This window comes from Amycolatopsis sp. lyj-108 (assembly GCF_046549005.1).
In the GTDB taxonomy this organism is placed as follows: domain Bacteria; phylum Actinomycetota; class Actinomycetes; order Mycobacteriales; family Pseudonocardiaceae; genus Amycolatopsis.
The window spans coordinates 59453-84343 of sequence record NZ_JAJPWQ010000015.1; the positions used below are offsets into that span (position 1 = coordinate 59453).

The following is a 24891-nucleotide window of genomic DNA, read 5'->3' on the forward strand; positions in this document are numbered from 1 at the left end:
CGCAAGATGACCTCCAGCAAGGACAACACGGAGCGCCGCTTCCGCAAGCGGTCGAAGGCACGCAGGCGGTTCGCCGGCGCGCTGGCGCTCGGGATCGCGCTGCTGAGCGTGGGCGGGTTGTACGCCGTTTTCGCCCCGGAGCCGCAGACCGCGCAGGCGCAGGGTGAATCCGCCCTCCTGCGCGAGGGCGAGAAGCTCTACAACAACACGTGTATCGAATGTCACGGGCCGAAGCTCGAAGGTGTCACCGACCGTGGCCCGAGCCTCATCGGCATCGGCGACGCGGCCGTGTACTTCCAGACCTCCACCGGCCGTATGCCGGCGGTCCGCCAGGAAGCCCAGGCGCAGCGGAAGCCGCCGAAGCTGTCCGAGGCCGAGATCAACGCCCTGGGCGCCTACATCCAGGCCAACGGCGGTGGCGCGCAGCGCCCCACCGAGAAGGGTGACGCGCTGCGCGGCGAGGACGTCGCGCGCGGCAGCGAACTCTTCCGCCTCAACTGCGCCTCCTGCCACGGCTTCACCGGCCGCGGCGGCGCGCTCTCCTCGGGCAAGTTCGCCCCGAACCTGGACCCGGCCACGGAAGAGCAGATCTACACCGCGATGCTCACCGGGCCGCAGAACATGCCCAAGTTCTCCGACCGGCAGCTCTCGCCGGAGGAGAAGAAGGACATCATCGCGTTCGTGAAATCCGTTAGTGACGGGAAGAACTCCCCTGGCGGTAGCTCGCTCGGCGGTCTTGGCCCGGCCTCGGAGGGCGCGATCGCGTGGATCGTCGGGATCGCCGCGCTGATCGGCGTGACGTTGTGGATTGGATCGAAGGCATGAGCGCCGAAGGGCCGAAGCCGCCGACAGAGGCGGAATTGGCGGACATGGATCGCGACCAGCTGGTCAAGCTGGGTACCGCGCTCGACGGGGTCGAGATCATCGAATACCCGACGCCCTGGCCGGTCGAGGGGACGAAGGCGGAGAAGCGCGCCGAGCGCGCTGTCGCCCTCTGGTTCGTGCTGGCCGCGCTGTCCGGCCTCGCGTTCGTGGTCCTCCTCGCGTGGCCGCACTGGTTCGAGTACAAGGAGCCGGGCAAGACCGGCTACACCATGTACACGCTGTACACGCCGCTGCTCGGTGTCACGCTCGGCGTCGCCGTGCTCGCCATCGGCGTCGGCGCCGTCCTCTACACCAAGAAGTTCATCCCGGCCGAGGTCGCGGTCCAGGAGCGCGGGGACGGCGGGTCGAAAGAGGTCGACAAGGCCACCATCCTCGCCCAGCTGGCCGACTCGGGCAGCCGCAGCACCATCGCGCGCCGTTCGATGATCAAGCGGTCCGCGGGTGCCGGTGCCGGTGTGCTCGGCCTCGCCGTCGCGGCGCTGCCGGTCGCGTCCTTCATCAAGGACCCGTGGAAGGACACCGAGAACCGCGACTCCCTGTGGCACTCGGGCTGGAAGAAGAACTTCCCGGACGAGGTCGTCTATCTGCGCCGCAACACCGGCCGTCCGCACGAGATCTCCCTGGTGAAGGCCGAGGACCTCGACGCGGGCGCGATGGAGACGGTGTTCCCGTACCGCAAGTCCGAAGAGCACGACGAGCACGCGCTGTCGGCCGCCTTCAAACGCGTCGACAACCCGGTCATGCTGATCCGCCTCCGCCCGACCGACGCCGCCAAGGTCGTCAAGCGTCAGGGCCAGGAGGACTACAACTTCGGCGACTACTACGCGTACACGAAGATCTGCAGCCACGTGGGCTGCCCGACCTCCCTGTACGAGCAGCGGACCAACCGCATCCTCTGCCCCTGCCACCAGTCCCAGTTCGACGCGCTCCACTACGCCAAGCCGATTTTCGGGCCGGCGACCCGGCCTTTGGCCCAGCTTCCGATTACAGTGGACTCTGAGGGCTACCTGATCGCGCGCGGAGACTTCAACGAGGCCGTCGGACCGGCCTTTTGGGAGCGTAAGTCATGAGTTCACTCACCACCCCGACGAAGGGGACGAACCCGGTCGAGAAGGCCGCGGGCGCTGGTGCGAAGTGGGCCGACGACCGGTATCACCTGGCCAAGGGCATGCGGCACCAGCTCAACAAGGTGTTCCCGACGCACTGGTCGTTCCTGCTCGGCGAGATCGCGCTCTACAGCTTCATCATCCTGTTGCTGTCGGGTGTCTATCTGACGCTGTTCTTCGACCCCTCCATGGAGGAGGTCGTCTACAACGGCAGCTACACCGGCCTGCAGGGCGTCGAGATGTCGCGGGCCTTCGCGACCACGCTGGACATCTCGTTCGACGTCCGTGGCGGTCTGTTCGTCCGCCAGCTGCACCACTGGGCCGCGCTGATCTTCGTGGCTTCGATGATGGTGCACATGTTCCGGATCTTCTTCACCGGCGCGTTCCGCCGTCCGCGTGAGGCGAACTGGGTCATCGGTGCGCTGCTGCTGGTCCTGGGCATGTTCGAAGGCTTCTTCGGCTACTCGCTCCCGGACGACCTGCTCTCCGGTACCGGTATCCGCGCGACCCTGTCGGGCATCGTGCTCTCGGTGCCGGTCATGGGCACCTGGATCCACTGGGCGCTGTTCGGCGGGGAGTTCCCCGGCAACGAGATCATCCCGCGCCTGTACACGATCCACATCCTGCTGTTGCCGGGCATCATGCTCGGCCTGGTGGCCGCGCACCTCGCGCTGGTCTGGTACCAGAAGCACACGCAGTTCCCCGGCGTGCGCCGCAAGGAGACCAACGTCGTCGGCGTCCGCATCATGCCGGTCTTCGCGCTCAAGGGCGGTGCGTTCTTCGCGCTGGTCACCGGCGTCATCGCGCTGATGTCGGGCCTCTTCCAGATCAACCCGATCTGGAACATCGGCCCGTACAACGCGGCGCAGGTCTCGGCGGGTTCGCAGCCGGACTGGTACATGGCCTGGGCCGACGGCATGCTGCGGATCTGGCCAGCGTGGGAGCTCTACCTCGGGAACTACACGGTCCCGGCGGTGTTCTTCCCCGGCGCGGTCGGCATGCCACTGCTGATCGGCCTGCTGGTGATGTATCCCTGGATCGAGCGAAAGCTGTCCAAGGACACCGCGCACCACAACCTGCTGCAGCGTCCGCGCGACGTCCCGGTGCGGACCTCGCTGGGCATCATGGCCCTGACCTTCTTCGCGGTCATCATGCTGTCGGGCTTCAACGACATCATCGCGTTCGCCTTCGACATCTCGCTGAACGCGACGACATGGGCGGGCCGGATCGGTGTCCTGCTGCTGCCGCCGATCGCGTACTACGTCACCTACCGGATCTGCCTCGGCCTCCAGCGGGCCGACCGCGAGGTGCTCGAGCACGGTGTCGAAACCGGCATCATCAAGCGCCTGCCGCACGGTGAGTTCATCGAGATCCACCAGCCGCTCGGCCCGGTGGACGACCACGGCCACGCGATCCCGCTCGAGTACCAGGGCGCGTCGGTGCCGAAGAAGATGAACAAGCTCGGCTCGGCGGGGCACGCCGTCGCGGGTTCGGCCTGGTCGCCGGACCCGGTCGAGGAGACGATCGCGCTGGAACGCGCCCGGGCCAACGGGCACGGCAACGGCAAGGTCGACGACATCGGTGGCGAGCCTTCGGAGGAGCGCAAGGAGATCACCTCCGGGCACTAGCCCGAGACACGCGTGAAGGCCCCCTTCTCTCGGTGCAGCCGAGGGAAGGGGGCCTTCACGCGCTTCAGGGCTTAGCGGTTCCGGAGGGCGCCTCCGGATGCCATGAAAGGTCCTTTCCTTGCGAATTTTGCAAGGAAAGGACCTTTCATGGCACGTGCGCCGGCAAAAAAGAGGCTCAGGCGCCTTCGACACCGATGTCGAACGCCGACTCGCTGTCGGCCTTCGAGTACGAGCGGAACGCGATGTGCGTGACCGTGCTCAGCACGCCGGGGACCTTGCCGATCTTCGCCGGGATCAGATCCGCGAGGTCCTCGTGGGCGGCGACGCGGACCGAGGCGATCAGATCGACATCGCCCGCGCAGGAGTAGACCTCGCGGACCCCCTCGATGTCCGCGATCGCCTGTGCCGCCTCGGGGATGGCATCGGCCTCGACCTGGATCAGCACGATCGCGGTGATCACTACAGCGCCTCCTACGTCAATGAATCCGGTGCCGAAATCCTAGCCCGCCACGCGTTCGAGTGCCGTCGCGCTCGACGCCAGGTCGAGCCACTCCTGCCAGCCGCCCGCCACGGCGGCGGGCTCCGCCCAGGGCTGCGTCGTGCGCACGAGCCGGACACCCGGGCGGGTCAGCCAGCGCAGGAGGATCTGGATCTCCTCCGGGATCGCGCCGAAGAGCGGACCGGGGCCGGGGATCACCGTCTCCGCCGAGGCCACGAGCATCTCGACCACCGGCATCGGCGGTACCCCGCGTCGTGCGACACCCGCCGACGCGAGCCTGCCGTACCGGATCACGGCCAGTTCCCAGCCGCCTTTCCCGTCCGGCCCGGCGGCGATCAGTTCCGGGATTCCGGCCAGCGCCGACTGACGGTGCGCCCGGCCGACCGCGCGGATCAGCCCGGCCAGTTGATCGCGATGCTGGGCGGCCTGTTCGTAGTGCTCCGCCGCGGAGAGCCGGGCGAGTTGCTCGGCGGCGGCTCGCAGCGGACGTCCGTCCGTCCCGGCGATGAGCCCGGACACCGCCAGCACACTCGGCCGGTACGCCTCGATCGTCTGCTGCCCGGCGCACGGCGCTCCGCAGCGCCCGAGTTCGGCGAGGACACAGGGCGTTCCGTTCGGCGCGGTGGCCGAGATCCGCTGGGTGCACGTCCGCAGTCCCGAGGCGCCGGCGAGGGTGTCCGCGGCCGAGCGGGCGTCGGTCTGGGTGCGAAAGGGCCCCAGCATCCCGTCTCGCGGCATGCGGACCACCGAGAGGCGGGGGAACGCCTCCTCGGTCAGCGCGACCCACCAGGCGTGCCGTGGGTTCTTGGAACGGCGGTTGTACATGGGCCGGTGGGCGGCGATCAGCCGGAGCTCCCGGACCGCGGCCTCCAGCGCGTGCGCGCATTCGACCGCGTCGACCCGCTCGGCCAGCGCGACCATCTCCCGGATCCGTCCTCGGCTCTCCGATCCGGTGAAGTACTGCCGGACTCGGCGGCGCAGGTCCGACGACGTCCCGACGTAGAGGACCTCGTCGCTCGGGCCGCGGAACAGGTAGACACCGGGCCTCGACGGCAGGTGCTCGGCCAGCGACCGTTTGCGGCGCTGGGCCGCCGTCACCTCGGGCAGGTAGTCCAGCAGCTCCTCGAGAGTGTGGACGCCGAGGTTGCCCACGCGTTCGAGCAGCGCGTGCAGGACGTCGACGGTGGCGCGCGCGTCCGCGAGGGCACGGTGGTTCGGTGTCGTGCGCGCCCCGAACAGCGCGGCCAGCGCGGAAAGCCGGTAGCTGGGGGTCTCGTCGCGGGAGATGACCCGGCGGGCGAGCCGGACGGTGCACACGACGGCCGTCTTGGGCCAGCGGTAGCCGTGGCCCTCGCAGGCCGCGCGCATGAAGCCCGTGTCGAAGGGCGCGTTGTGCGCCACGAGCACGGCACCGGAGATGAACTCGAGGAACGCGGGCAGCACACGCTCGATGCGGGGAGCGTCGTAGACCATCGCGCTCGTGATGCCGGTGAGCTCGACGATCTGCGGCGGGATCGGCATCCCCGGATTGACGAAGGTGGCGAACTCGCCGACGATCTCGCCCGCGTGGACCTTGACGGCGCCGATCTCGGTGATCCCGTCCGGACCGGGTTTCGTCCCGGTGGTCTCCAGATCGAATACGACGAAAGTGGTGTCGCGCAAAGGGGTTCCGAGCTCGTCGAAGGCGAGTTGCGCCGCGCCGGGCCGCCGTCCGGTGTCCATGGTCGGGCACAGTAGGGGTGGGCACCGACAATCCCGGGAACGCCGCACGCCGTCCCATCCAGCGCGCCCCGAGGCCATGGGGCCTACGCTGGAGCGATGCAACCGCAGCCCGCAGAGCCCGAATCACCCGAGGACGCCACCGGTGGTCCCTCGGGTGTCGTGGCGTCGGCGGGCGCGGAGGAGCCGTCCGAAGAGGTACCGGCCGAAGGCTGGACGTCCTTGCCGGACACCGTGCGGGAGCGGATCGCCGAGCTGGCGGCCGCAGCCGTCGGCAAACTGCCGGTCGCCGACGTGCCGAGGCAGCTGCGCCCGGTCGCGAAGTTCGCCCCGGCGAAACGCGCGAAACTCGGCGGGGCGGCGTTGCTCGCCGCGCTGGGGGAGTCTTCGCAGTTCCGGGTCGCGGTCACCGAATGGCTGCGCGACCACCGCAAGGACGCCCTCGACCCGAACGCCCCCGATTCCGTCGCCGCCGCGGCCGCCGCCGTGCTCCTTGGCGAGGCCGGCGCGGCCGGACGGGTCCGGCTGGTGGCGAAGAACGCCGAGGAGACGGCGTTGCGCGCCGAACGAGATGCCGCGCTGGCCCGCAACCAGCGGCTCGAGACCGAACTGGCCCAGCTGCGCGAAGAGTTGCGCGAGGCCAAGGAGATCGCCAGTGGCGCGCGGGGTGAACGCGAGGCCGAGGTCGAAAAACTGTTGAAGCGCTTGCGAGAGCAAGGTGTCCAGCTGCGTCAGGCCAAGGACGCGGTCGCCGAGGCTCGCGCCGAAGTGGAGAGCGGCGGCGCCGAGAGCGCCGCGGAGATCAAGGCGCTGAAGGCCCAGCTGGACCGCGAGAGGCAGCGGGTCGCGGCCGAGCGGGCGCGCGCGGAGAAGGCCGTCACCGACGCTGAGATCGCCCGTCAGTCCGCCCGCGAGGCGCGTCAGGCCGACGAGGTCAGGCTCGGGCTGCTGCTGGACACCATCGAAGGCGCCGTCGGCGGGCTTCGCCGGGAGCTTTCGGTGAGCGCGCGGGGCCAGCGCCCGGCGGACATGGTCCGCGGCGCGACGTCGGGTCTCGGGGCGGGCGGCAAGATCCAGGACGTCACCGCGCTCGACCGGCATCTCGCGTTGCCCAACGTGCACCTGATCGTCGACGGCTACAACGTCACGAAGACCGGCTACCCGGAACTGGCGCTTTCCGATCAGCGCGACCGGCTGATCCACCAGCTTTCCGCGCTCGCCGCGCGGACTTCGGCCGAGGTCACCGTCGTGTTCGACGGTGCCGGTGTGCTCTCCGTGCCCGCGGCCGTGCCGCGCGGGGTGCGGGTGCTGTTCTCCGAACGCGGCGTCCTCGCGGACGACGTCATCCGGTCCCTGGTCGCGGCCGAGCCGCCGGGGCGCCCGATGGTGGTCGCGAGCACGGACCGCGCGGTGGCGGACTCGGTGCGGCGCAAGGGCGCGCATCCGGTGCCGTCCGCGGTACTGGTGTCGCGGCTCAGCCGGGTCTGAAGTCCGGTAGGGCGTACTTACGGCGGGCGGGTCGGGATCGCAGGTCCGTGAAGGACCCCAGTACATGAAGGACCCCTTCCTTGCGCCTAGGTACAGGAAGGGGTCCTTCATGTACCTCACGCAAGAAGCGCCACAGGTCACGCGGTAGGTACCTAGAGGAGGCTCGCCAGAACTGTCCTTGCCACTCACGAGGCCGAAACTGTCGGTGGTCGCTCTTAATGTGCACCTCACCACTGAAAGTGAGGAGTCGAGATGGACGGCAAGGCCATCGCCGATATAGCGGATATAGAGACCTTCGTCATCGATTGCGACCGTTGTGCGGTCCGCGGTGACGCATGTCATGACTGTGTCGTCAGTGTCCTTCTCGGCGCGCCGCCGGCGCTCGAATGGGACGTCGACGAGCGGAGGGCGGTCGACGCGCTCGCGGAAGCCGGGATGGTCCCGCGCCTCCGGATGGTCGAAATCGTGGGGCAGGAGCGCCGGAAATCCGCCTGAGACACGCCACGACCGGGGCATTCGACGAGTGGTCGATCCGATCGGGTGAACGGTAGGTAGTCGTGACCAGCCCCAGGATGTAACGCCTGTCACACCTTTCCGCTCATGCTGGTCCGAAGGTGTTTCGGCGCATCACGGAGAGTTTTTGCGCCTGCCATGGTGGACGTGGTGCCTGTGGTTTCGTAACCTGTCCGAGATCTCGTGGCCGGAAGTCGTCGCCAGACGGCGACACGGGATCGCCACTGAAGCAGCTTTGTCGGGGAGTTGCGCCAGAACCAGCCGTACGCCAAACCTGTTGCGATAGCACTCGGCCAGGCGCACGGCGGGAACGCGGAGAACCGCGCGGGCCTCACGGTCGGCGTCGCGGCTTCGCGGAAGAGGGCCCCCGACCTCTTCGTCCCGGGTTCTGAGTCGGTGGCCGACAGCAAAGGAGACACGCGCGACCGTGCAGTCGCATCCAGTCAAGCGCGTGGTGTCAGGAGCTTTGGCCGCGGCCGCGGTGATCACCGCCGTAACGGTCGCCCAGCCTGCTGCCACTGCTGCCCCAGCCCCCGCCCTCCAACAGCCCCCGTCCGGTTCGGACGCTCTCGCCAAGTACCGCGACCTCGCGGCACAGGCGGAGAAGGCGAACGAAGACCTCCTCAAGGCGAAGGACGATCTCGCCGCGAAGCAGGCAGAACTCGACAAGGCCACGGCGGACGCCGCCGCCGCCAAGGACCTCGGTGTCAAGGCGGCCGGTGACGAGAAGACGTTCCAGGCCGAGGTGAACAAGTTCGCCGGTGCCTCCTTCACCAGCGGTGTGCAGCTGAACAAGCTGTCGTCGCTGCTGTCGGGCGCGTCGACCCAGGACTTCCTGGAGCGCTCCTCGGCGCTCGAGGTCCTGGCCGCGAACAAGAACACCGCCCTGACCAACCTGAGCGGTGCCGTCGCCCAGGCGGCGGCAGCGGCGAAGCAGGCGGCTGACGCCCAGAACACGGCGACCGCGGCCCGTGACACGGCCGCCAAGCTGACCACGGACATCGAGGCGCGCCAGAAGACGCTGAACGACCAGCTGAAGGAGATTCAGCGGGCCAGCGGCAACCTGAGCACCGCGGACCGCAACGCCCAGAAGGACAAGGGCGGCGCGTTCCCCAACCTGCCCGCTCCGGGTCCCGCCGCGGCGGCGGCCCTGTCGGCCGCCAAGAGCAAGCTCGGCAGCCCGTACGGCTGGGGCGACGTCGGCCCCTCGTCGTTCGACTGCTCGGGTCTGATGCTGTGGGCGTACAAGCAGGCCGGTCTCACCCTGCCGCGGTCGAGCCGTCAGCAGTCGACCTTCGGCGCTCCGGTGCAGAGGTCGCAGCTCCAGCCGGGCGACCTGGTGTTCTACAACTCGCCGGTTTCGCACGTCGGCATGTACGTCGGCAACGGCATGATGGTGCACGCGCCGACCACCGGTGACGTCGTCAAGGTGTCGCCGCTGCAGAACAACTACGTCGGGGCCCGTCGCCCGACCGCTTGATCGAACACCCGAAAAGGGGCGGTACCGCGCGAGCGGTGCCGCCCCTTTCGCCTGCGGAGGGCCAAGTAGCCTGCAGAGGTGCTGAGGACCCTGCTGGTGACCAACGACTTCCCGCCCCGGCCAGGCGGCATCCAGAACTACCTGAACTCGCTGGCCACCCGCCTGCCCGCGGACGACCTCGTCGTCTACGCGCCCTCCTGGGAATCGAGCACCGGTTCGCACGGCGAGTTCGACGCCGCCGCCCCCTTCGAGGTGGTGCGCCATCCGACGTCGCTCATGCTGCCGACCCCGGACGTGCTCAAGCGGGCGAAGGAGATCATGCGCGCCCGCGACTGCGAGGCCGTCTGGTTCGGCGCGGCCGCGCCGCTGGCGTTGCTCGGACAGCCGCTGCGGGCCGCGGGCGCCCGCCGGGTGCTGGCGTCGACGCACGGCCACGAGGTCGGCTGGTCGATGCTCCCGGGTTCGCGGCAGGCGTTGCGCCGGATCGGCGACACCGTCGACGTGATCACCTACGTCAGCAAGTACACGCGCTCCCGGTTTTCGGCCGCCTTCGGCCCGATGGCGGGGCTGGAGATGCTCCCGTGCGGTGTCGACACCGCGCTTTACCGGCCGGACCCGGCCGCGGGCAAGGAAATCCGCGAGCGGCACGGCCTCGGCGACCGTCCGACGATCGTGTGCGTTTCGCGCCTGGTGCCGCGCAAGGGCCAGGACATGCTGATCAAGATCCTGCCCGAACTCCGCAAACGGATCCCGGACGTGGCGCTGCTGCTCGTCGGCGGTGGCCCGTACCGCAAGACGCTCACCGGGCTGGTCGAGGCGATGGGGGTCGCGGACAGCGTCGTCATCACCGGATCGGTGCCGTGGAAGGAGTTGCCCGCGCACTACAACGCCGGTGACGTCTTCGCGATGCCGGCGCGGACGCGCGGGAAGGGACTCGACGTCGAGGGCCTTGGCATCGTGTACCTGGAGGCTTCGGCGTCCGGGCTGCCGGTCGTCGCCGGGAATTCCGGGGGCGCGCCGGAAACGGTGCTGGACGAGGTCACCGGGCACGTCGTCGACGGCCGCGACGAGCAGCAGCTGCGAGAGACGCTGGCCGCGTTGCTGGCGGATCCGGTGCGGGCGCGGCGCATGGGGGCCGCCGGTCGCGAATGGGTGGGCGAGAACTGGCGATGGGACACCATGGCGGACAGGCTTTCCGGGCTGCTCGACGGCGATGCCGTCGCGGCCGTGCGCTGAGCAGTCAGGGTTCGTAGCGCGCCGGGTGCTTCGGGTCGTCGACGCGGACCACCACGTCGGACAGCGCCGACGGGTCGACTTCCTGTTCGTAGCGCTCGTAGGCGGGGAGCGCCCATGCGTCCGGCACCCGCCGCTTGAGCGCGGCAGGTGAGAGCCACAGGTGCACGCTCAGGTCGAAAGCGAGCCCCGCGCCGAAGAGGAACTCGCCGTCCAGCAGGACGACACCGCCTTTGGGCAGCTCGACGCGTTCGGCGCGGGTGGCGCGATCGCGGACCGGATCCCACAGCGACGGGAGGACCAGTCCGCTGCCGTCCTCGGCGAGCGGGTCGAGTACCTCGCGGCGCAGTGCGCCGAGGTCGAGCCAGTCGCTGTAGCGCGAGTCCGGATCCTGTTTGCCGCGTTCGAAACGCAGCGAGGCGGGGCGGAGGAAGTCGTTCGCCGAGATCCGCAACGCCGCGTGACCGGCGATCCGCAGGGGATCGACCAGGGCATCGGCGAGTTCTGTGGTGTTGGTCGCACCGGCCGCGCCGTCGACGGCGACCGCGATCCGGCGGCGGTCGGTGATCGCCGTGATGCGTTCGGTCAGTTCGGAGACCAGCAGAGCGGGAGAAATCGGACGGTAGCGCACGGAAAGAGATCCTCCACCCGGACCGGTGACCGTCGCACGGTACACCCGATGGGATGATGGCCCGGTGACCAAAGCAACGGCCAAAACAGCCGGAAGTGGTTGGCAGGTAGGCGTTTCCCAGACCGTGCCGTACAACAGCACACAGGTGTGGGACTTCCTGGTCGGACGTGAAGGCGTGGGCATCTGGCTCGGCCCCGGTGCCGAACTCGGCCACGAGCCGGGCGCGGGGTACGAGACGGCCAACGGGACGACCGGCGAGATCCGCCGTCGCTCCGAGGGCGACAAGCTCCGCCTGACCTGGCGGCCGAAGGACTGGGACCACGACTCGACCCTGCAGATCACGGTGAGCGGCACCGAGCAGAAGACCACGCTCCGTTTCCACCAGGAATGGCTCGCGGGCGCCGACGAGCGCGAAGAACAGCGGGCATACTGGACCGAAGTGACCGAGCGAGTGGTGGCCGCGCTGGCCGAACGCTGACCGGCGCGCCGGGGGAGGCGTACCGATGGGGGAACCGAAGAACCTGGCCTGGGATCTCGTCCAGGAACCACACCGGGTCTCGGCGCTGCTGCGCGAAGAGGGCCCGGCCCGCAAGGTCCGGATGCCGCGCGGCCTGGACGCCTGGATCGTCACCGGATACGCCGAAGCCCGCGCGATCCTCGCGGATTCCCGCGTCGGCAAGGATCCGGTGGCCATCCGGCGGCTCTTCGAACGCGACGGCTTCGAATCCGCGGCCGACAGCGCCGTACGCGCGCTCGGCGCGCACATGCTCAACACGGATCCGCCGGACCACACGCGGCTGCGCAAACTGGTCAACCAGGCCTTCACCTCGCGCACCGTTTCCCGGCTGCGGCCGAGGATCGAGCAGATCACCGCGGAACTGCTGGACGGCATCGGCGACGCCGAACGCGTCGACCTGCTGCCGTCCTTCGCCGTCCCGTTGCCGATCCGGGTGATCTGCGAACTGCTCGGCGTCCACGCGGGCGACCAGCCGGCGTTCGCGACGTGGTCGAACACGATGCTCGCCTGGTCGACGCCCGAAGAGCTCCAAGCCGCGGCCGCGAAGATGCACGCGTACCTCGTCGACCTCATCGAAGAAAAGCGCGCCGAGCCCGCCGGCGACCTGCTTTCGGGCCTGATCCACGCCAGTGACGAAGGCGATTCGCTCGCCGCGGACGAATTGCTGGCCATGGCGTTCCTGCTGCTGGTGGCGGGGTTCGAGACGACGGTCAACCTGATCGCGAACAGTGTCCTGGCGCTGCTCCGGGAGCCGGACCAGCTGGCCGCCCTCCGCGGGAATCCCGCCCTGCTGCCCGGCGCGGTCGAGGAGTTCCTGCGCTACGACGGCGCGATCCACCTGGCGACCATCCGGTTCACCAAGGAACCCGTGCCGGTCGGTGACGTCGAGATCCCGGCGGGCGAATTCGTGCTCGTCTCCCTGCTCGGCGCGAACCGGGACGCCGCGCGGTTCGAGGACCCGCACCGGCTGGACGTCACGCGGCCGGCCTCGGGGCATCTCGCGTTCGGGCACGGGATCCACCACTGCGTCGGCGCCCCGCTGGCCCGTCTGGAGGCCGAGATCGCCTTGCGCGGGCTGCTGGAGAGGTTCCCCGCCCTCGCCCTGGACGCCGAACCGGAAACCTTGCGGTGGAGGGAAAGCTCCCTCGTCCACGGCCTGGAAACCCTCCCTGTGCGCCTGCGCTGAGGAGGACGTGTCGTAGGGTCGCCGGATGGACGCCGCCGAACTCCTCGCGCTCGACGCGGAACACGTCTGGCACCCGTACGGGCCGATGCCGAGCACGATCGATTCCCTGCTCGTGCGCGAGGCGAGCGGGGTCCGGCTCACCCTCGACGACGGCCGCGAACTGATCGACGGCATGTCGTCCTGGTGGGCGGCGATCCACGGCTACCGGAACCCGGTGCTGGACGCGGCGCTGGCCGAGCAGGCGGGCCGGATGAGTCACGTGATGTTCGGCGGGCTCACCCACGAACCGGCCATCAGGCTGGCGAAGACGCTGGTCGACCTCGCCCCGGAGGGCTTGCGGCACGTCTTCCTGTGCGATTCGGGGTCGGTGTCGGTCGAGGTCGCCGTCAAGATGTGCCTGCAGTACTGGCAGTCGGTGGGGCGCAAGGAAAAGCGGCGCCTGATGACCTGGCGCGGCGGCTATCACGGCGACACGTTCACGCCGATGAGCGTCTGCGATCCCGAGGGCGGGATGCACGCGCTGTGGCGCGGGATCCTGCCGGACCAGCTGTTCCTGCCCAAGCCGCCGGGTGGTTTCGCCGACGAGCCGGATCCGGCGTACCTCGACCTGCTCGCGACCGAGATCGAACGGCACGCGGGCGAACTGGCCGCGATCATCGTCGAGCCCGTCGTGCAGGGCGCCGGCGGCATGCGGTTCCACCCGCCCGCGTACCTGCGCGCGCTGCGCGAGCTCACCGAGGCCAACGACGTCCTGCTCATCTTCGACGAGATCGCCACCGGTTTCGGCCGCACCGGCACGATGTTCGCCGCCGAACACGCCGGAGTCACGCCGGACGTCCTGTGCCTCGGCAAGGCGCTGACCGGTGGTTACCTCACGATGGCGGCGGCGCTGTGCACGCCGGAGATCGCCGACGGGATCTCGCGCGGTGAACTGCCGGTGCTGGCGCACGGCCCGACCTTCATGGCGAACCCGCTGTCCTCGGCCGTCGCCAACGCGTCGCTGGGGATCCTGGCCGAAGGCGGCTGGAAGTCCGACGTCCCACGGATCGAGGCCGCGCTGAAGGCCGGGCTCGAACCGGCTCGTGCGCTGTCTTCGGTCGCCGACGTGCGGGTGCTCGGCGCCATCGGCGTGGTGGAACTGGACCATCCCGTGGACATGGCGGTGGCGACCGAGGTCCTCACGGAGAACGGGGTCTGGCTGCGCCCGTTCCGGAACCTGATCTACACGATGCCGCCCTACATCTCCGAGGCGGACGACCTCGCCGCGATCACTTCCGCAATGGTCTCGGCCGCACAGAAAGCGTAAAAACGGCGAAATTCAGCACAAAGAGTGTGACCGTGGCCACAGGAAACCGGGAAGGCCACGCTCGGTACAGAGCGTGGTCATGAGTTGATCTTGGTAAGGCCAACGGGCGAGTCCGATCGGGACCCGTCTCGGGTGCTTTGTCGCAAATAGGTGTTACGTCCTAGTTCCTCGACGCACAAGCAAACCTGAGAAACCTTTGCGTAGCGGACTTTTGCGCGCCGATCGGGTTTCCTGCCCCCATGATCGACTTCGTTGGTGACGAGCACGACACCGGGCCCCCGGGCCGCCGCAATCCCGCAAAGACCCTCCTGAAGAACCTTCGCCACGACCTCCCGGCTTCGGTCGTCGTCTTCCTCGTGGCGGTCCCGCTCTCGCTCGGCGTCGCACACGCCGCCGGAGCCCCCTTGCTCGCCGGACTCATCTCCGCCGTCGTCGGCGGAGTCGTCGCGAGCCTCTTCGGCGCCTCCGCCCTGCAAGTCAGCGGTCCCTCCGCCGCGCTGACGATCGTCATCGCGGAGACCATCTCGACCTTCGGCTGGGCAGCCACCTGCGCGATCACCGCCGCGGCGGGCGTGGTCCAGATCGTCTTCGGCGTCTGCCGCGTCGCCCGCGCCACGCTGGTGATCTCGCCCGCCATCGTGCACGGCCTGCTCGCCGGGATCGGGCTGATCCTCGTCCTCGGCCAGCTGCACGTCGTACTCGGCGGAGCGGCGCAAGGCTCCACGATCGCGAACATCCTCGCGCTGCCGGGCCGGATCGTCGGTCACCACGACCAGGCCGCGCTGATCGGCGTGGTCACCGTCGGCGTCCTGCTGGCGTGGACCAGGATGCCGGCTTCGGTACGCCGCGTCCCCGGTCCGCTCGCCGCCGTCGCGCTCGCGACCGGCCTTTCCGTCGCGGCGGGGATGGACCTGCCGCGCGTCGACCTCCCGAACGGCTTGCCGGGGCTGGGTTTCGTCCCCGAGGTGCCGTCCGGGTCCATGGCGGCGATCATCGCCGCCGTCCTCTCCATCGCGCTCATCGCCAGCTTGGAGAGCCTGCTTTCCGCCGTCGCCATCGACAAGCTGCGCGAAGGCCCGCGCACCGACCTCAACCGCGAACTGATCGGACAGGGCCTGGCGAACGCCGCGGCCGGTTCGCTCGGCGGATTCCCGGTCACCGGCGTCGTCGTGCGCACCATGACCAACTTCGAAGCGGGCGCCCGGACCAGGATGTCGGCGATCCTGCACAGCGCCTGGATCCTCGGCTGCTGCCTGTTCCTGGCAGGCGCGCTGCGGCTGATCCCGCTCGCCGCGCTCGCCGGTCTCCTCGTCTACGTCGGCGCCAAACTGGTCAACCTCACCAATCTTCGCGAGGTCCGCCGCCACGGCGACCTGCCGGTCTACCTCGCGACCCTGCTCGGCGCGGTCGCCGTCAACCTGCTCACCGGCGTCGCCGCGGGGATCGTGGCGGCGCTCGCGCTGATGCTGCGCCGGATGCTGTTCTCCGGGATCCACGTCGAACCGGACGGCCCGCGGACCCGCGTCGTCATCGAAGGCGCGCTCACTTTTCTTTCCGTACCAAGGCTCACGAGCGTTCTGGCCACAGTCCCCGGGCGTTCCGAGGTGACGCTGGAACTGTTCGTCGACTACCTCGACCACGCCGCTTTCGACTGCCTGCGCGGCTGGCAGCGCGCGTACGAACGCGCCGGGGGCACCGTGGTCGTCGACGAGATCGGGCATCCGTGGTTCGGACGCGGCAAGGCTGGCGTGCCGACCGTGCGCCGCGGCGTCGCGTCACGGGTGGTGCCGCGCTGGCTCGCGCCATGGTCGCAATGGCAGGCCGAACACCTCGAACTGCCGAGCCAGCGCGGTGGCAGCGCCCCGTTGTGCCGTGGTGCTTCGGAGTTCCAGCGGCGGACGGCGCCGCTGCTGCGGAGCACCTGGGACGGGCTGGCGAACGGGCAGCGGCCGCATACCTTGTTCATCACCTGCGGCGACGCGCGGATCGTGCCGAACCTCATCACCACCAGCGGTCCGGGAGACCTGTTCACCGTGCGGAACATCGGAAACCTCGTCCCGCACGCCGGTGCCGACGCGGATTTCTCCGTGGGGGCGGCGATCGAGTACGCCGTCGGGTTGCTGCGGGTGCGGGAAGTGGTGGTGTGCGGGCATTCCGGCTGTGGCGCGATGAAGGCGCTGCTCGGGGACGCGCCCGCCGGGCTCACGCAACTGAGGGGCTGGCTGCGCCACGGCGAGGAAACCTTGCGGCGCAGGGAAAGGGAGGGACCGGTGCTGCTCGACGGTGCCCGTCCCGCGCACGAAAGCGATCAGCTCGCCCTGCACAACGTGGTGCAGCAACTGGAAAACCTGCGCTCGTATCCGGTCGTCGACGCGGCGCTGGCGCGTGGCGAACTCCGGCTCACGGGTATGTACTTCGACGTCGGCGAGGCGAACGTGTCGCTGCTCGACGAGGTGCCGCGGTCGTTCACCTCGGCCGCGACGCCGGTGAAGTCCTGAGCGCGTAACGGCCAGGCTCGCGCGTGAAGGGGCACTTCACCCCAGCCCAAGTACATGAAGGACCCCTTCCTTGCGCCTAGGTGCAGGAAGGGGTCCTTCATGTACTTCGGGCAGCACGCAAGAAGCGCCGCAGGTCACCCGAATCGCCACTCACGACCCACCGGAGTTGACCGGGCGGCCGACCGATACATCCCAGGATTCGGGAGCCCGTAAGGCTTTTCGCCACACGGAGGACATCTCCGGGCAACAAACCGAGCCGAAAGTGGGCCACGCCACCCGACAGTAGGGTGATATTCACTCGATAGGGTGGTGCATATCGGACAATTCACCAGTTATCTGGTGATCATGATGGTGATCATCAAAAAACCTCTCGCCGTGCTTCGGCACGACCTGCCCGCCTCGCTGGTGGTGTTCCTCGTCGCCGTCCCGCTCTCACTCGGGATCGCTCTCGCGTCGGGGGCGCCGATCGTCGCGGGGTTGATCGCCGCCGTGGTGGGAGGTGTGGTCGCCGGAGCCCTCGGCGGCTCCCCGCTTCAGGTCAGCGGTCCGGCCGCCGGGTTGACGGTGATCATGGCCGAAACCATCGCGACCTTCGGCTGGGCGACCACCTGCGCGATCACCGTCGTCGCGGGCGCGCTCCAGATCCTGCTCGGGCTGAGCCGCATCGCCCGCGCGGCGCTCGCGATCTCGCCCGCCATCGTCCACGGCATGCTCGCCGGTATCGGCGTCACGATCGTCCTCGGCCAGCTCCATGTCGTACTGGGCGGAACGGCACAGAGCTCGGCGCTCAAGAACATCGCCGAACTGCCCGCGCAGATCGTCGGCCACCACGACACCGCCGCGTTGATCGGCGTGCTCACCATCGGCATCCTGCTGCTGTGGCCGCGGCTTCCGCGGTCCGTCCGCAAGGTGCCCGGTCCGCTCGCCGCGATCGCGCTGGTGACCGTGCTGTCCGTCGCCACCGGGATGACCCTGCCCCGCGTCAACCTGCCGGGTGACCTGCTCAACATCCGCTTCGCGCCCGAATTCCCGGACGCGGGCTGGGGCGCGTTCGCCGTCGCGGTCATCACCATCGCGCTGATCGCCAGCGTGGAAAGCCTGCTGTCGGCCGTCGCCGTCGACAAGATGCACACCGGACCGCGGTCGAACCTCGACCGCGAACTGATCGGGCAGGGTGCCGCGAACATGACCTCCGGCGCGCTGGGCGGGCTCCCGGTCACCGGTGTGATCGTCCGAAGCTCCACCAACGTCGCCGCCGGCGCCCGCACCCGGGTGTCCGCGATCCTGCACGGCGTCTGGATCCTGGTGTTCGTCGCCGCGTTCGCCGGGCTGATCCAGAACATCCCGCTCGCGGCGCTGGCGGGACTGCTCGTCCACGTCGGCGCGAAACTGGTCAACCCCGGCCATATGAAGCAGGTCCTCAAGCACGGTGATCTGGGGCTGTACCTGGTGACGCTCGCCGGTGTCGTCGTCTTCGACCTGCTCACCGGCGTCCTGCTCGGTATCGCGCTTTCGGTGCTGCTGATGCTGCGGCGCACCGTGTGGTCCGGGATCCACGCCGAACGCGACGGCGACGAATGGCGCGTCGTCGTCGAAGGTGTCCTGACGTTCCTCTCGGTGCCGAGGCTCAGCCGGGTGCTCGCGACCGTGCCCGACGGCGCGAAGGTGACCCTGGAGCTTGTCGTCGACTACCTTGACCACGCCGCTTTCGAGAGCCTTTCGAACTGGCAGCAGGCGCACGAACGCTCCGGCGGGCAGGTGACCGTCGACGAGATCGGGCATCCGTGGTTCGCCAACGGCAAATCCGGCGATCCCACGCTGACCAGGACGGCCGCGATGCGTTCGGTGCCGCGGTTCCTCGCGCCGTGGTCCGACTGGCAGGCCAAGGACGTCGAGGTGCCTGGCCAGCGCGGCGGACCCACACGGCGCGGGGCGACCGAGTTCCAGCGGCGCACGGCCGCGCTCATGCAACCCGCGCTCAGCAAGCTGGCGGGCGGCCAGTCGCCGCACACCTTGTTCATCACCTGCGGCGACGCGCGGATCGTGCCGAACATGATCACCACGAGCGGCCCCGGTGACCTGTTCACCGTCCGCAACATCGGGAACCTGGTGCCCGCCCGCCGGGCCGACCCGTCGATGGGTGCCACCGTCGAGTTCGCCGTCGGCGTGCTGAAGGTGCGCGAGATCGTGGTCTGCGGGCACTCCGGCTGCGGCGCGATGCAGGCGCTGGCCACCGGCGCCCCCGACGGTGCGCCGATGCTGGCGTCCTGGCTGCGGCACGCCGAGCCGAGCGCGCATCGCGACGTCCCGGTGACCCTCGACGGCGAACGCCCGGACAGGCACGTCGATCGGCTGGCGCTGCAGAACGTGCTTCAGCAGCTGGAGCACCTGCGTCACTATCCGCTGATCGCCGAGTCGGAGGCACGCGGCGAACTGCACCTGACCGGGATGTACTTCGACGTCGGGGCGGCGCAGGTCTACCTGTCGGACGACGAGAGCCCGGCGTTCGCCCCGGTCGGTGTCGTGACCACCGTGCCCGATCGGGAGAGCTGAAGGACGCTTTCCCCGCATGCCACGAGGTGAAAGCGCCCTTCACCCGATCGCATGCGGGGATGGTCCCCTTCAGCCTCCCTGTAGACCGACCCACTAAGTTCAACGCACGTGAGCATGCTGGTCATGACCGGCACCGGTACGGGTGTCGGCAAGACGATCTCCACCGCCGCCATCGCCGCGCTGGCCGCCGGTCAGGGCCAACGCGTCGCCGTGCTGAAACCGGCGCAGACCGGGGTCGGCCCCGACGAGCCGGGTGATCTCGCCGACGTGCTCCGGCTCGCCGGTCCGGTCACCACCCGTGAGCTGCGGCGATACCCGGATCCGCTGTCGCCGGAGGCGGCGGCCAGGCTCTCGGGACTGCCGACGCTCGGCCCGAGTGAGATCGCCGCCGCGGCGAGCGACCTCAACGGCGAACACGACCTCACCCTGATCGAGGGCGCGGGCGGCCTGCTGGTCCGGTTCGACGCCGACGGGGCCACGCTGGCCGACGTCGCGTGGTCGCTCGGCGCGCTGGTCATCCTTGTGGCCGAGGCGGGGCTGGGCACGCTCAACGCGACCGCGCTGACCGCCGAGGTCGCGACCAAACGCGGGCTCACCGTGGCCGGGGTGATCATCGGCTCGTGGCCGGAGGAGCCGGATCTGGCGGCGGTGTCGAACCTGCGTGACCTGCCGGTCGCCGCCGGTGCCCCGCTGCTGGGCGTGCTGCCCGCCGGGCTGGGCACGGCCACTCCCGAGGAGTTCGCCGACCGGGCGAGGGCCGGCCTCTCGCCGTGGTTCGGCGGGGAGTTCGACCCGGAATGCTTCGTCGGCCAGGCGTCGGCCAAGAAGTGACCTGCGTCGCTGTGGCCGAGGCGCCCGGTCGTGCACGATGATGTGCCTTTGCTTCACCGCCCCACCCCGAACAGGAGCCGCCCCGTGACCACAGCCCCGGAGACCGTCGACATCCTCGCCGTGGCGCGTGACCAGGTCCTCGAGCGTGGTGTCGGACTCGCCGAAGAGCAGATCCTCGAAGTCCTGCGGCTCGACGACGACCACCTGACCGACCTGCTGGCGCTGGCCCACGAGGTCCGCATGCGCTGGTGCGGCCCCGAGGTCGAGGTCGAGGGCATCATCAGCCTCAAGACCGGCGGCTGCCCCGAGGACTGCCACTTCTGTTCGCAGTCCGGGCGTTTCCCGACGCCGGTGCGTTCGGCGTGGCTGGACATCCCCGGCCTGGTCAAGGCCGCCCGCCAGACCGCGGAGACCGGCGCGACCGAGTTCTGCATCGTCGCCGCCGTCCGCGGCCCCGACAAGCGGCTGCTCTCGCAGGTCCGCGAGGGGATCAAGGCCATCCGCGAGGACGGCAACGACATCCAGATCGCCTGCTCGCTCGGCATGCTCACCCAGGAGCAGGTCGACGAACTCGTCGAGATGGGCGTGCACCGCTACAACCACAACCTGGAGACCGCGCGGTCGCATTTCGCGAACGTCGTCACCACGCACACGTGGGAAGAGCGGTGGGAGACCCTGCGCATGATCCGCGAGGCGGGCATGGAGGTCTGCTGCGGCGGCATCATCGGCATGGGGGAGAGCATCGAACAGCGCGCCGAGTTCGCCGCGCAGCTGGCCGAGCTGAACCCCGACGAGTGCACGATGAACTTCCTCATCCCGCAGCCGGGTACGCCGTACGAGGGATACGAGATCGTCGAGGGCAAGGACGCGCTGCGCACCGTGGCCGCGTTCCGGCTGGCGATGCCCCGTCCGCTGCTCCGCTTCTCCGGCGGCCGTGAGCTGACCTTCGGCGACCTCGGCACCAAACAGGGCATGCTCGGCGGCATCAACGCGATCATCGTCGGCAACTACCTGACCAACCTCGGCCGCCCGGCCACCGCGGACCTGGAGATGCTCGACGAGCTGAAGATGCCGGTGAAGGCGATCAGTGACGTCCTCTGACCGGCCCGCGTTCTGCGTCCACTGTGGACAGCCGTCCGACGCCGGCGCGGAACATCCCGCTTGTCACAACCCGAGAACGGCACTCGAACCGCCGCGCTACTGCACGTACTGCGCGCGGCGGATGGTCGTCCAGATCACCCCGGTGGGCTGGACGGCCAAGTGCAGCCGTCATGGTGAACTCGCCGGCTGACTTCCCTCCCGCAATTCGTCATCTAATTGCGGTAGTTGCGCGCGCAACCACCGCAACCAGATGACGAATTGCGGGAGATACGCGGCGGGTTGCGTGCGCTGGGGGCGTCATTGGTTACGCTCTGCACAAGCAGTTCGAGGGAGGAGTCCGGGGTTGGGCGAGACGACCGGTAAACCGGCGCACCTGTCTTCCAGCGTGCCCGACCCCTGGTCGGTGCCCGTGCTGCCGAGGCCGCGCCGTCCGTTCCCCAAGGTCGTCGTCAAGGCCGATCTGCTGCCGGCGGTGAGCGTCCTGTCCACGGCGGGACTGCTCGGCTTCCCGCTGGCCTGGCTGTGGGCGCGGCTCGCGCCGCCACAGCGGATGCGGGTGATCAACGACCGCGGTGGCCTCGCCCCGCTGGAACTGGAGAGCTGGCACCGCTTCGACGACCTTGCCGTCTACGGTTTCCTCGCACTCGGCGCCGGGCTGCTGATCGGCATCGTGACCTGGCTGCTGCGGGAGCGCCGCGGCCCGGTCGTGCTGATCGCCGCGACCGGCGGAGCGACCCTCGCGGGCTGGCTGGGGACGACGATGGGGGTCGCGTTCGCCAACGGACGCTACGAGATCGCCTCGACGCCCGCCGTCGGTGACGTCATCGCGAAGGCGCCGCAGATCGAATCCCCGTGGATCATGCTCGCCGCGCCGCTGATGACCACGCTGGCCTACACGCTGCTGACCGCGTGGAACGGACGGGAAGACCTGGGTCGCCGCCTCGGCTGACGAATTTCCTCTAGGGTGGGCGGCAACTTCTCTAGGGGGCTCTCTCTTGACCGACGACATCGAGGTTTCCCGGCACAACGCCGTCCGGTTCCCGGGCATCAGCCCGCGCGCCTACGAACACCCCGTCGACCGCGGCGCCTTGGCCACCTTGCGCGCGGTTCCCGGATTCGCGCAGGTCGTGAAGGCGGTTTCCGGTTTCTACGCCGAACGCGGCGAGCGGCTCATGGCGCTCGCGTCCGGAATCCGGGTCGGGCCGACGCAGTATCCGGAGCTGGACAAACTGCGCAACGAATGCGCCGAGACACTCGACCTCGACCGCGTGCCGAACCTGTTCGTCGCCCGCAGCCCCGAGGTCAACGCGCAGACGATCGGCATGGACGAGCCGTTCATCGTGCTCAACACCGCGGCCGTCGAGGCGATGGACCTCGCGTCGCTGCGGTTCGTGATCGGGCACGAGATGGGGCACGTGCTGTCCGGGCACGCGGTGTACCGCACGATCCTGCTGCGGCTGATCAATCTCCAGATGTCGATGTCGTGGACACCGGTGAGCGCGATCGGCATCCGCGTCGTCATCGCCGCGCTGCGCGAGTGGTACCGCAAGGCCGAACTGTCCTGCGACCGCGCCGGGCTGCTGTGCTCGCAGGACCCGACGGCGGCGCTGCGCTCGCAGATCCTCGTCGCGGGCGGGATCGACCCGTCGAAGATCGACATCCCGGCGTTCCTGAAGCAGGCGGCGGAATACGAGTCGGTCGAGGACATCCGCGACAGCTACCTGAAGCTGCGTTACGTCGAGACGATGTCGCATCCGCTGGCCGTCGTGCGCGCCGCGCAACTGCAGAAGTGGGCCGCGTCGGAGGACTACCGGGGGATCCTGGCCGGCGAGTACCCGCGCCGGGACGCGGACGCGCCGTCGTCCACCTGGACCGACGACCTGAAGTCGGCCGCGAAGTCGTACAAGGACTCCTGGAACAGCTCGGCCGACCCGCTGACGAAGGTGTTCAGCGACGTCGGCGAGGCGGTGTCCGGGGCGGCGGGCAAGGTGTGGAGCAAGTTCGGCGGGGGTAGCGGTCCGGACGAGGAGTCGGCGCCGGAGTCGGGTAAGTAGCGTCTCGCGCGTGCTATGAAAGGCCCCTTCATTGCAAATTTTGCAATGAAGGGGCCTTTCATAGCGTTTGAGGGGGGCTTAGTTCAGGTTCGAGGACGCGCGTGCCGGCGTCAGCCTGAGTACGGGCTGAAGGGGACTTTCCCCGCGTCTCGTGTGGTGAAGGGAGCTTTCGTCGCGTGGCATGCGAGGAAGGCGTCCTTCGCACCGCGGCCTCAGTTCAGGTTCGAGGGGCGGGTGAACTCGCCGAGTTCCCCCGGCGGCATCGGGACCGCGCCGAGGGTGCTGAGGAACCCGGCCTCCCGCGTCAGCAGCCGGCACGCGATCCGCAGCCGCCGCAGCGGGTTGGTCTCCTCCAGCAGGCGCTGCCGGTCCTCCATCGGGAGCAGGCAGTCCGCGGTGAGCCGGTAGGCGAGGGCCGCGATGTCGCCGTCCTCGGGCGGGGTGGTCCAGTCGTCGGCGTCCCAGGCGGATTCGCAGTAGCGCCGGTGCGCGGCCTTCGCGACGTCGGCGAGCCTGTTCACGGTGTCGCCGGGCACCGTGGCGACCTGGTCGTCGGGCACCCACTCGACCGCGCCGATCAGGTACGGCGCGGAAACGCGGTCGATCTCGAGCAGCCGGAACCGGCGCCGCGCGGTGGTGACGACGTCGAATCTGCCGTCCGGCAGCCGTTTCGCCTCGCGCAGCACCGTGCTGCAGCCGACTTCGTGGACGTGCTCCGGCCCGCTGACCTCCCTGACCATCGCCGAACGCAGCGCGATCACCCCGAACTCGCGGTCCGGGATGACTTCGCCGACGAGGTCCGCCATCAGCTGCCGGTACCGCGGTTCGAAGATGTGCAACGGAAGGTGTGTTCCGGGCAGAAGCACGGTCTGTAGCGGGAACAGCGGCAAGATCGCCTTCCCGGTGGACTCCTCGCTCGGCTCGGTCACCCGTTCAAGGTACGGGGACCGCGAGGACTTCGCAGGACGGTCACTTCCGGGCGGGCGGGCGGAACACCGCGAACGGGTCGGTGATCTGCATCCCCTTGCCCGCGAAGGAGAAGAGCGCCGCCGGACGGCCGCCGCTGCGGCCCGGAGGGGCGGTGTGCCCGGTGGGCACGAGCAGTCCGCGCCGGGACAGCACACGCTGCAGGTTCGTCGCGGACACCCGGTAACCCAGCGCAGCCGAGTACAGCCCCCGCAACGCCGATACGGTGAACTCTTCCGGGGCGAGCGCGAATCCGAGATTCGTGTAGCAGAGCTTCGAGCGGAGCCGGTCCCGCGCGCGCAGCACGATGGACTCGTGGTCGAACGCCGTCCGCGGCAGCGCGGAGACGTCGTGCCATTCGGTGTCTTCCGGGATCTCGGGGTCCACATCGGACGGTACGAGGCCGAGGAACGCCGTCGCGACGACGCGCGGGCCCGGCACCCGCTCCGGCGCGCTGAAGACCGCCAGTTGCTCCACATGCTTCAACTGGCGTACGTCGACCTTCTCCGCGAGCTGCCGCCGGATGGACGCCTCGACGTCTTCATCCGGGCGAAGCCTTCCGCCGGGAAGGGACCAGCGGCCCAGATGGGGATCGAGCGCGCGCCGCCACAGCAGGACCCGGAGTGTGTCCGAGCGCACTTGCAGGACCGCTCCCAAAACCTCGTGGGCGAGGGGGGTCTGGGTGTTAAGATGACTT

22 protein-coding genes are annotated in these 24891 nt (G+C 69.4%); 17 read left to right on the forward strand and 5 right to left on the reverse strand.

Annotated features, from left to right (window positions below):
- The first annotated feature begins 6 nt into the window (after nt 1-6).
- From ACLJO0_RS38895 to ACLJO0_RS38905, 3 genes are read left to right on the forward strand one after another with little or no spacing between them, the layout of a single operon-like run.
- On the forward strand, nt 7-825 hold the full coding sequence (locus tag ACLJO0_RS38895) for a c-type cytochrome (RefSeq protein WP_125794855.1): 819 nt from the start codon (nt 7-9) through the stop codon (nt 823-825).
- On the forward strand, nt 822-1955 hold the full coding sequence (locus tag ACLJO0_RS38900) for a ubiquinol-cytochrome c reductase iron-sulfur subunit (RefSeq protein WP_410584617.1): 1134 nt from the start codon (nt 822-824) through the stop codon (nt 1953-1955). The genes ACLJO0_RS38895 and ACLJO0_RS38900 overlap by 4 nt, the downstream gene beginning before the upstream one ends.
- On the forward strand, nt 1952-3619 hold the full coding sequence (locus ACLJO0_RS38905; protein ID WP_410584619.1) for a cytochrome b: 1668 nt from the start codon (nt 1952-1954) through the stop codon (nt 3617-3619). The genes ACLJO0_RS38900 and ACLJO0_RS38905 overlap by 4 nt, the downstream gene beginning before the upstream one ends.
- A 175-nt stretch (nt 3620-3794) precedes the next feature.
- On the opposite strand, the gene ACLJO0_RS38910 is transcribed toward ACLJO0_RS38905, so the two are convergent.
- Together ACLJO0_RS38910 and ACLJO0_RS38915 are read right to left on the reverse strand one after the other, a co-directional pair.
- Nucleotides 3795-4079 carry an Lrp/AsnC family transcriptional regulator gene (locus ACLJO0_RS38910; protein WP_005154220.1) on the reverse strand — a complete coding sequence of 95 codons (285 nt, stop codon included), beginning with the start codon at nt 4077-4079 and terminating at the stop codon, nt 3795-3797.
- A 39-nt stretch (nt 4080-4118) separates the two neighbouring features.
- The gene (locus ACLJO0_RS38915; RefSeq protein ID WP_410584621.1) at nt 4119-5840 is read right to left on the reverse strand and encodes a DEDD exonuclease domain-containing protein; all 1722 of its coding nucleotides are present in this window, start codon (nt 5838-5840) and stop codon (nt 4119-4121) included.
- Between the two features lie 96 nt (nt 5841-5936).
- Here ACLJO0_RS38915 and ACLJO0_RS38920 point away from each other — a divergent pair, with 96 nt between their 5' ends.
- The 4 genes from ACLJO0_RS38920 (at nt 5937) to ACLJO0_RS38935 (ending at nt 10554) form a co-directional block, all read left to right on the forward strand.
- A complete protein-coding gene (locus ACLJO0_RS38920; protein ID WP_410584623.1) occupies nt 5937-7325 on the forward strand; it encodes an NYN domain-containing protein in 1389 nt (462 codons plus the stop codon).
- A 252-nt stretch (nt 7326-7577) separates the two neighbouring features.
- Complete coding sequence (locus ACLJO0_RS38925) at nt 7578-7820, forward strand: hypothetical protein (protein ID WP_410584625.1); 243 nt, start codon at nt 7578-7580, stop codon at nt 7818-7820.
- A 445-nt stretch (nt 7821-8265) separates the two neighbouring features.
- Nucleotides 8266-9318, forward strand: coding sequence for a C40 family peptidase (locus ACLJO0_RS38930; protein WP_410584627.1), 1053 nt, complete (start codon nt 8266-8268; stop codon nt 9316-9318).
- A 78-nt stretch (nt 9319-9396) separates the two neighbouring features.
- A complete protein-coding gene (locus ACLJO0_RS38935) occupies nt 9397-10554 on the forward strand; it encodes a glycosyltransferase family 4 protein (RefSeq protein WP_410584629.1) in 1158 nt (385 codons plus the stop codon).
- Between the two features lie 4 nt (nt 10555-10558).
- On the opposite strand, the gene ACLJO0_RS38940 is transcribed toward ACLJO0_RS38935, so the two are convergent.
- Nucleotides 10559-11182: a uridine kinase gene (locus ACLJO0_RS38940; protein ID WP_410584631.1), complete on the reverse strand. Its 624-nt coding sequence runs from the start codon at nt 11180-11182 to the stop codon at nt 10559-10561.
- Between the two features lie 124 nt (nt 11183-11306).
- Here ACLJO0_RS38940 and ACLJO0_RS38945 point away from each other — a divergent pair, with 124 nt between their 5' ends.
- From ACLJO0_RS38945 to ACLJO0_RS38990, 10 genes are all read left to right on the forward strand, one after another.
- A complete protein-coding gene (locus ACLJO0_RS38945; RefSeq protein WP_125795419.1) occupies nt 11307-11660 on the forward strand; it encodes an SRPBCC domain-containing protein in 354 nt (117 codons plus the stop codon).
- A gap of 25 nt (nt 11661-11685) precedes the next feature.
- Nucleotides 11686-12885 carry a cytochrome P450 family protein gene (locus tag ACLJO0_RS38950; protein ID WP_410584633.1) on the forward strand — a complete coding sequence of 400 codons (1200 nt, stop codon included), beginning with the start codon at nt 11686-11688 and terminating at the stop codon, nt 12883-12885.
- 25 nt (nt 12886-12910) lie between these two features.
- Nucleotides 12911-14191, forward strand: coding sequence for an adenosylmethionine--8-amino-7-oxononanoate transaminase (locus tag ACLJO0_RS38955; RefSeq protein WP_410584635.1), 1281 nt, complete (start codon nt 12911-12913; stop codon nt 14189-14191).
- A 239-nt stretch (nt 14192-14430) separates the two neighbouring features.
- Nucleotides 14431-16689 (forward strand): bifunctional SulP family inorganic anion transporter/carbonic anhydrase, encoded by a 2259-nt coding sequence (locus ACLJO0_RS38960; RefSeq protein WP_410584637.1) that lies wholly within the window; start codon nt 14431-14433, stop codon nt 16687-16689.
- A 348-nt stretch (nt 16690-17037) separates the two neighbouring features.
- Nucleotides 17038-19242, forward strand: coding sequence for a SulP family inorganic anion transporter (locus ACLJO0_RS38965; RefSeq protein ID WP_410585008.1), 2205 nt, complete (start codon nt 17038-17040; stop codon nt 19240-19242).
- Nucleotides 19243-19356: 114 nt separating this feature from the next.
- Nucleotides 19357-20073: a dethiobiotin synthase gene (bioD, locus tag ACLJO0_RS38970; protein ID WP_410585010.1), complete on the forward strand. Its 717-nt coding sequence runs from the start codon at nt 19357-19359 to the stop codon at nt 20071-20073.
- Nucleotides 20074-20157: 84 nt separating this feature from the next.
- A complete protein-coding gene (gene bioB, locus ACLJO0_RS38975; RefSeq protein ID WP_125787900.1) occupies nt 20158-21174 on the forward strand; it encodes a biotin synthase BioB in 1017 nt (338 codons plus the stop codon).
- Nucleotides 21161-21364: a hypothetical protein gene (locus ACLJO0_RS38980; protein WP_410584639.1), complete on the forward strand. Its 204-nt coding sequence runs from the start codon at nt 21161-21163 to the stop codon at nt 21362-21364. Before bioB ends, ACLJO0_RS38980 begins: the two co-directional genes overlap by 14 nt.
- Before the next feature lie 153 nt (nt 21365-21517).
- Nucleotides 21518-22123: a DUF2567 domain-containing protein gene (locus ACLJO0_RS38985; RefSeq protein WP_125794867.1), complete on the forward strand. Its 606-nt coding sequence runs from the start codon at nt 21518-21520 to the stop codon at nt 22121-22123.
- A 46-nt stretch (nt 22124-22169) separates the two neighbouring features.
- The gene (locus ACLJO0_RS38990; RefSeq protein WP_410584641.1) at nt 22170-23228 is read left to right on the forward strand and encodes a M48 family metallopeptidase; all 1059 of its coding nucleotides are present in this window, start codon (nt 22170-22172) and stop codon (nt 23226-23228) included.
- A 212-nt stretch (nt 23229-23440) separates the two neighbouring features.
- Here ACLJO0_RS38990 and ACLJO0_RS38995 read toward each other — a convergent pair whose 3' ends face one another.
- Together ACLJO0_RS38995 and ACLJO0_RS39000 are read right to left on the reverse strand one after the other, a co-directional pair.
- Complete coding sequence (locus ACLJO0_RS38995) at nt 23441-24157, reverse strand: LON peptidase substrate-binding domain-containing protein (protein WP_410584643.1); 717 nt, start codon at nt 24155-24157, stop codon at nt 23441-23443.
- Between the two features lie 40 nt (nt 24158-24197).
- Nucleotides 24198-24833 (reverse strand): NUDIX hydrolase, encoded by a 636-nt coding sequence (locus ACLJO0_RS39000; protein WP_410585012.1) that lies wholly within the window; start codon nt 24831-24833, stop codon nt 24198-24200.
- Nucleotides 24834-24891 lie beyond the last annotated feature (58 nt).

Bases quoted from the DNA above. Each gene is read 5' to 3' on its own strand.
- ACLJO0_RS38895 (WP_125794855.1), top strand. From the start codon at position 7: ATGACCTCCAGCAAGGACAACACGGAGCGCCGCTTCCGCAAGCGGTCG.
- ACLJO0_RS38900 (WP_410584617.1), top strand. From the start codon at position 822: ATGAGCGCCGAAGGGCCGAAGCCGCCGACAGAGGCGGAATTGGCGGAC.
- ACLJO0_RS38905 (WP_410584619.1), top strand. From the start codon at position 1,952: ATGAGTTCACTCACCACCCCGACGAAGGGGACGAACCCGGTCGAGAAG.
- ACLJO0_RS38915 (WP_410584621.1), bottom strand. From the start codon at position 5,840: ATGGACACCGGACGGCGGCCCGGCGCGGCGCAACTCGCCTTCGACGAG.
- ACLJO0_RS38920 (WP_410584623.1), top strand. From the start codon at position 5,937: ATGCAACCGCAGCCCGCAGAGCCCGAATCACCCGAGGACGCCACCGGT.
- ACLJO0_RS38925 (WP_410584625.1), top strand. From the start codon at position 7,578: ATGGACGGCAAGGCCATCGCCGATATAGCGGATATAGAGACCTTCGTC.
- ACLJO0_RS38950 (WP_410584633.1), top strand. From the start codon at position 11,686: ATGGGGGAACCGAAGAACCTGGCCTGGGATCTCGTCCAGGAACCACAC.
- ACLJO0_RS38955 (WP_410584635.1), top strand. From the start codon at position 12,911: ATGGACGCCGCCGAACTCCTCGCGCTCGACGCGGAACACGTCTGGCAC.
- ACLJO0_RS38960 (WP_410584637.1), top strand. From the start codon at position 14,431: ATGATCGACTTCGTTGGTGACGAGCACGACACCGGGCCCCCGGGCCGC.
- ACLJO0_RS38965 (WP_410585008.1), top strand. From the start codon at position 17,038: ATGGTGATCATCAAAAAACCTCTCGCCGTGCTTCGGCACGACCTGCCC.
- bioD (WP_410585010.1), top strand. From the start codon at position 19,357: ATGCTGGTCATGACCGGCACCGGTACGGGTGTCGGCAAGACGATCTCC.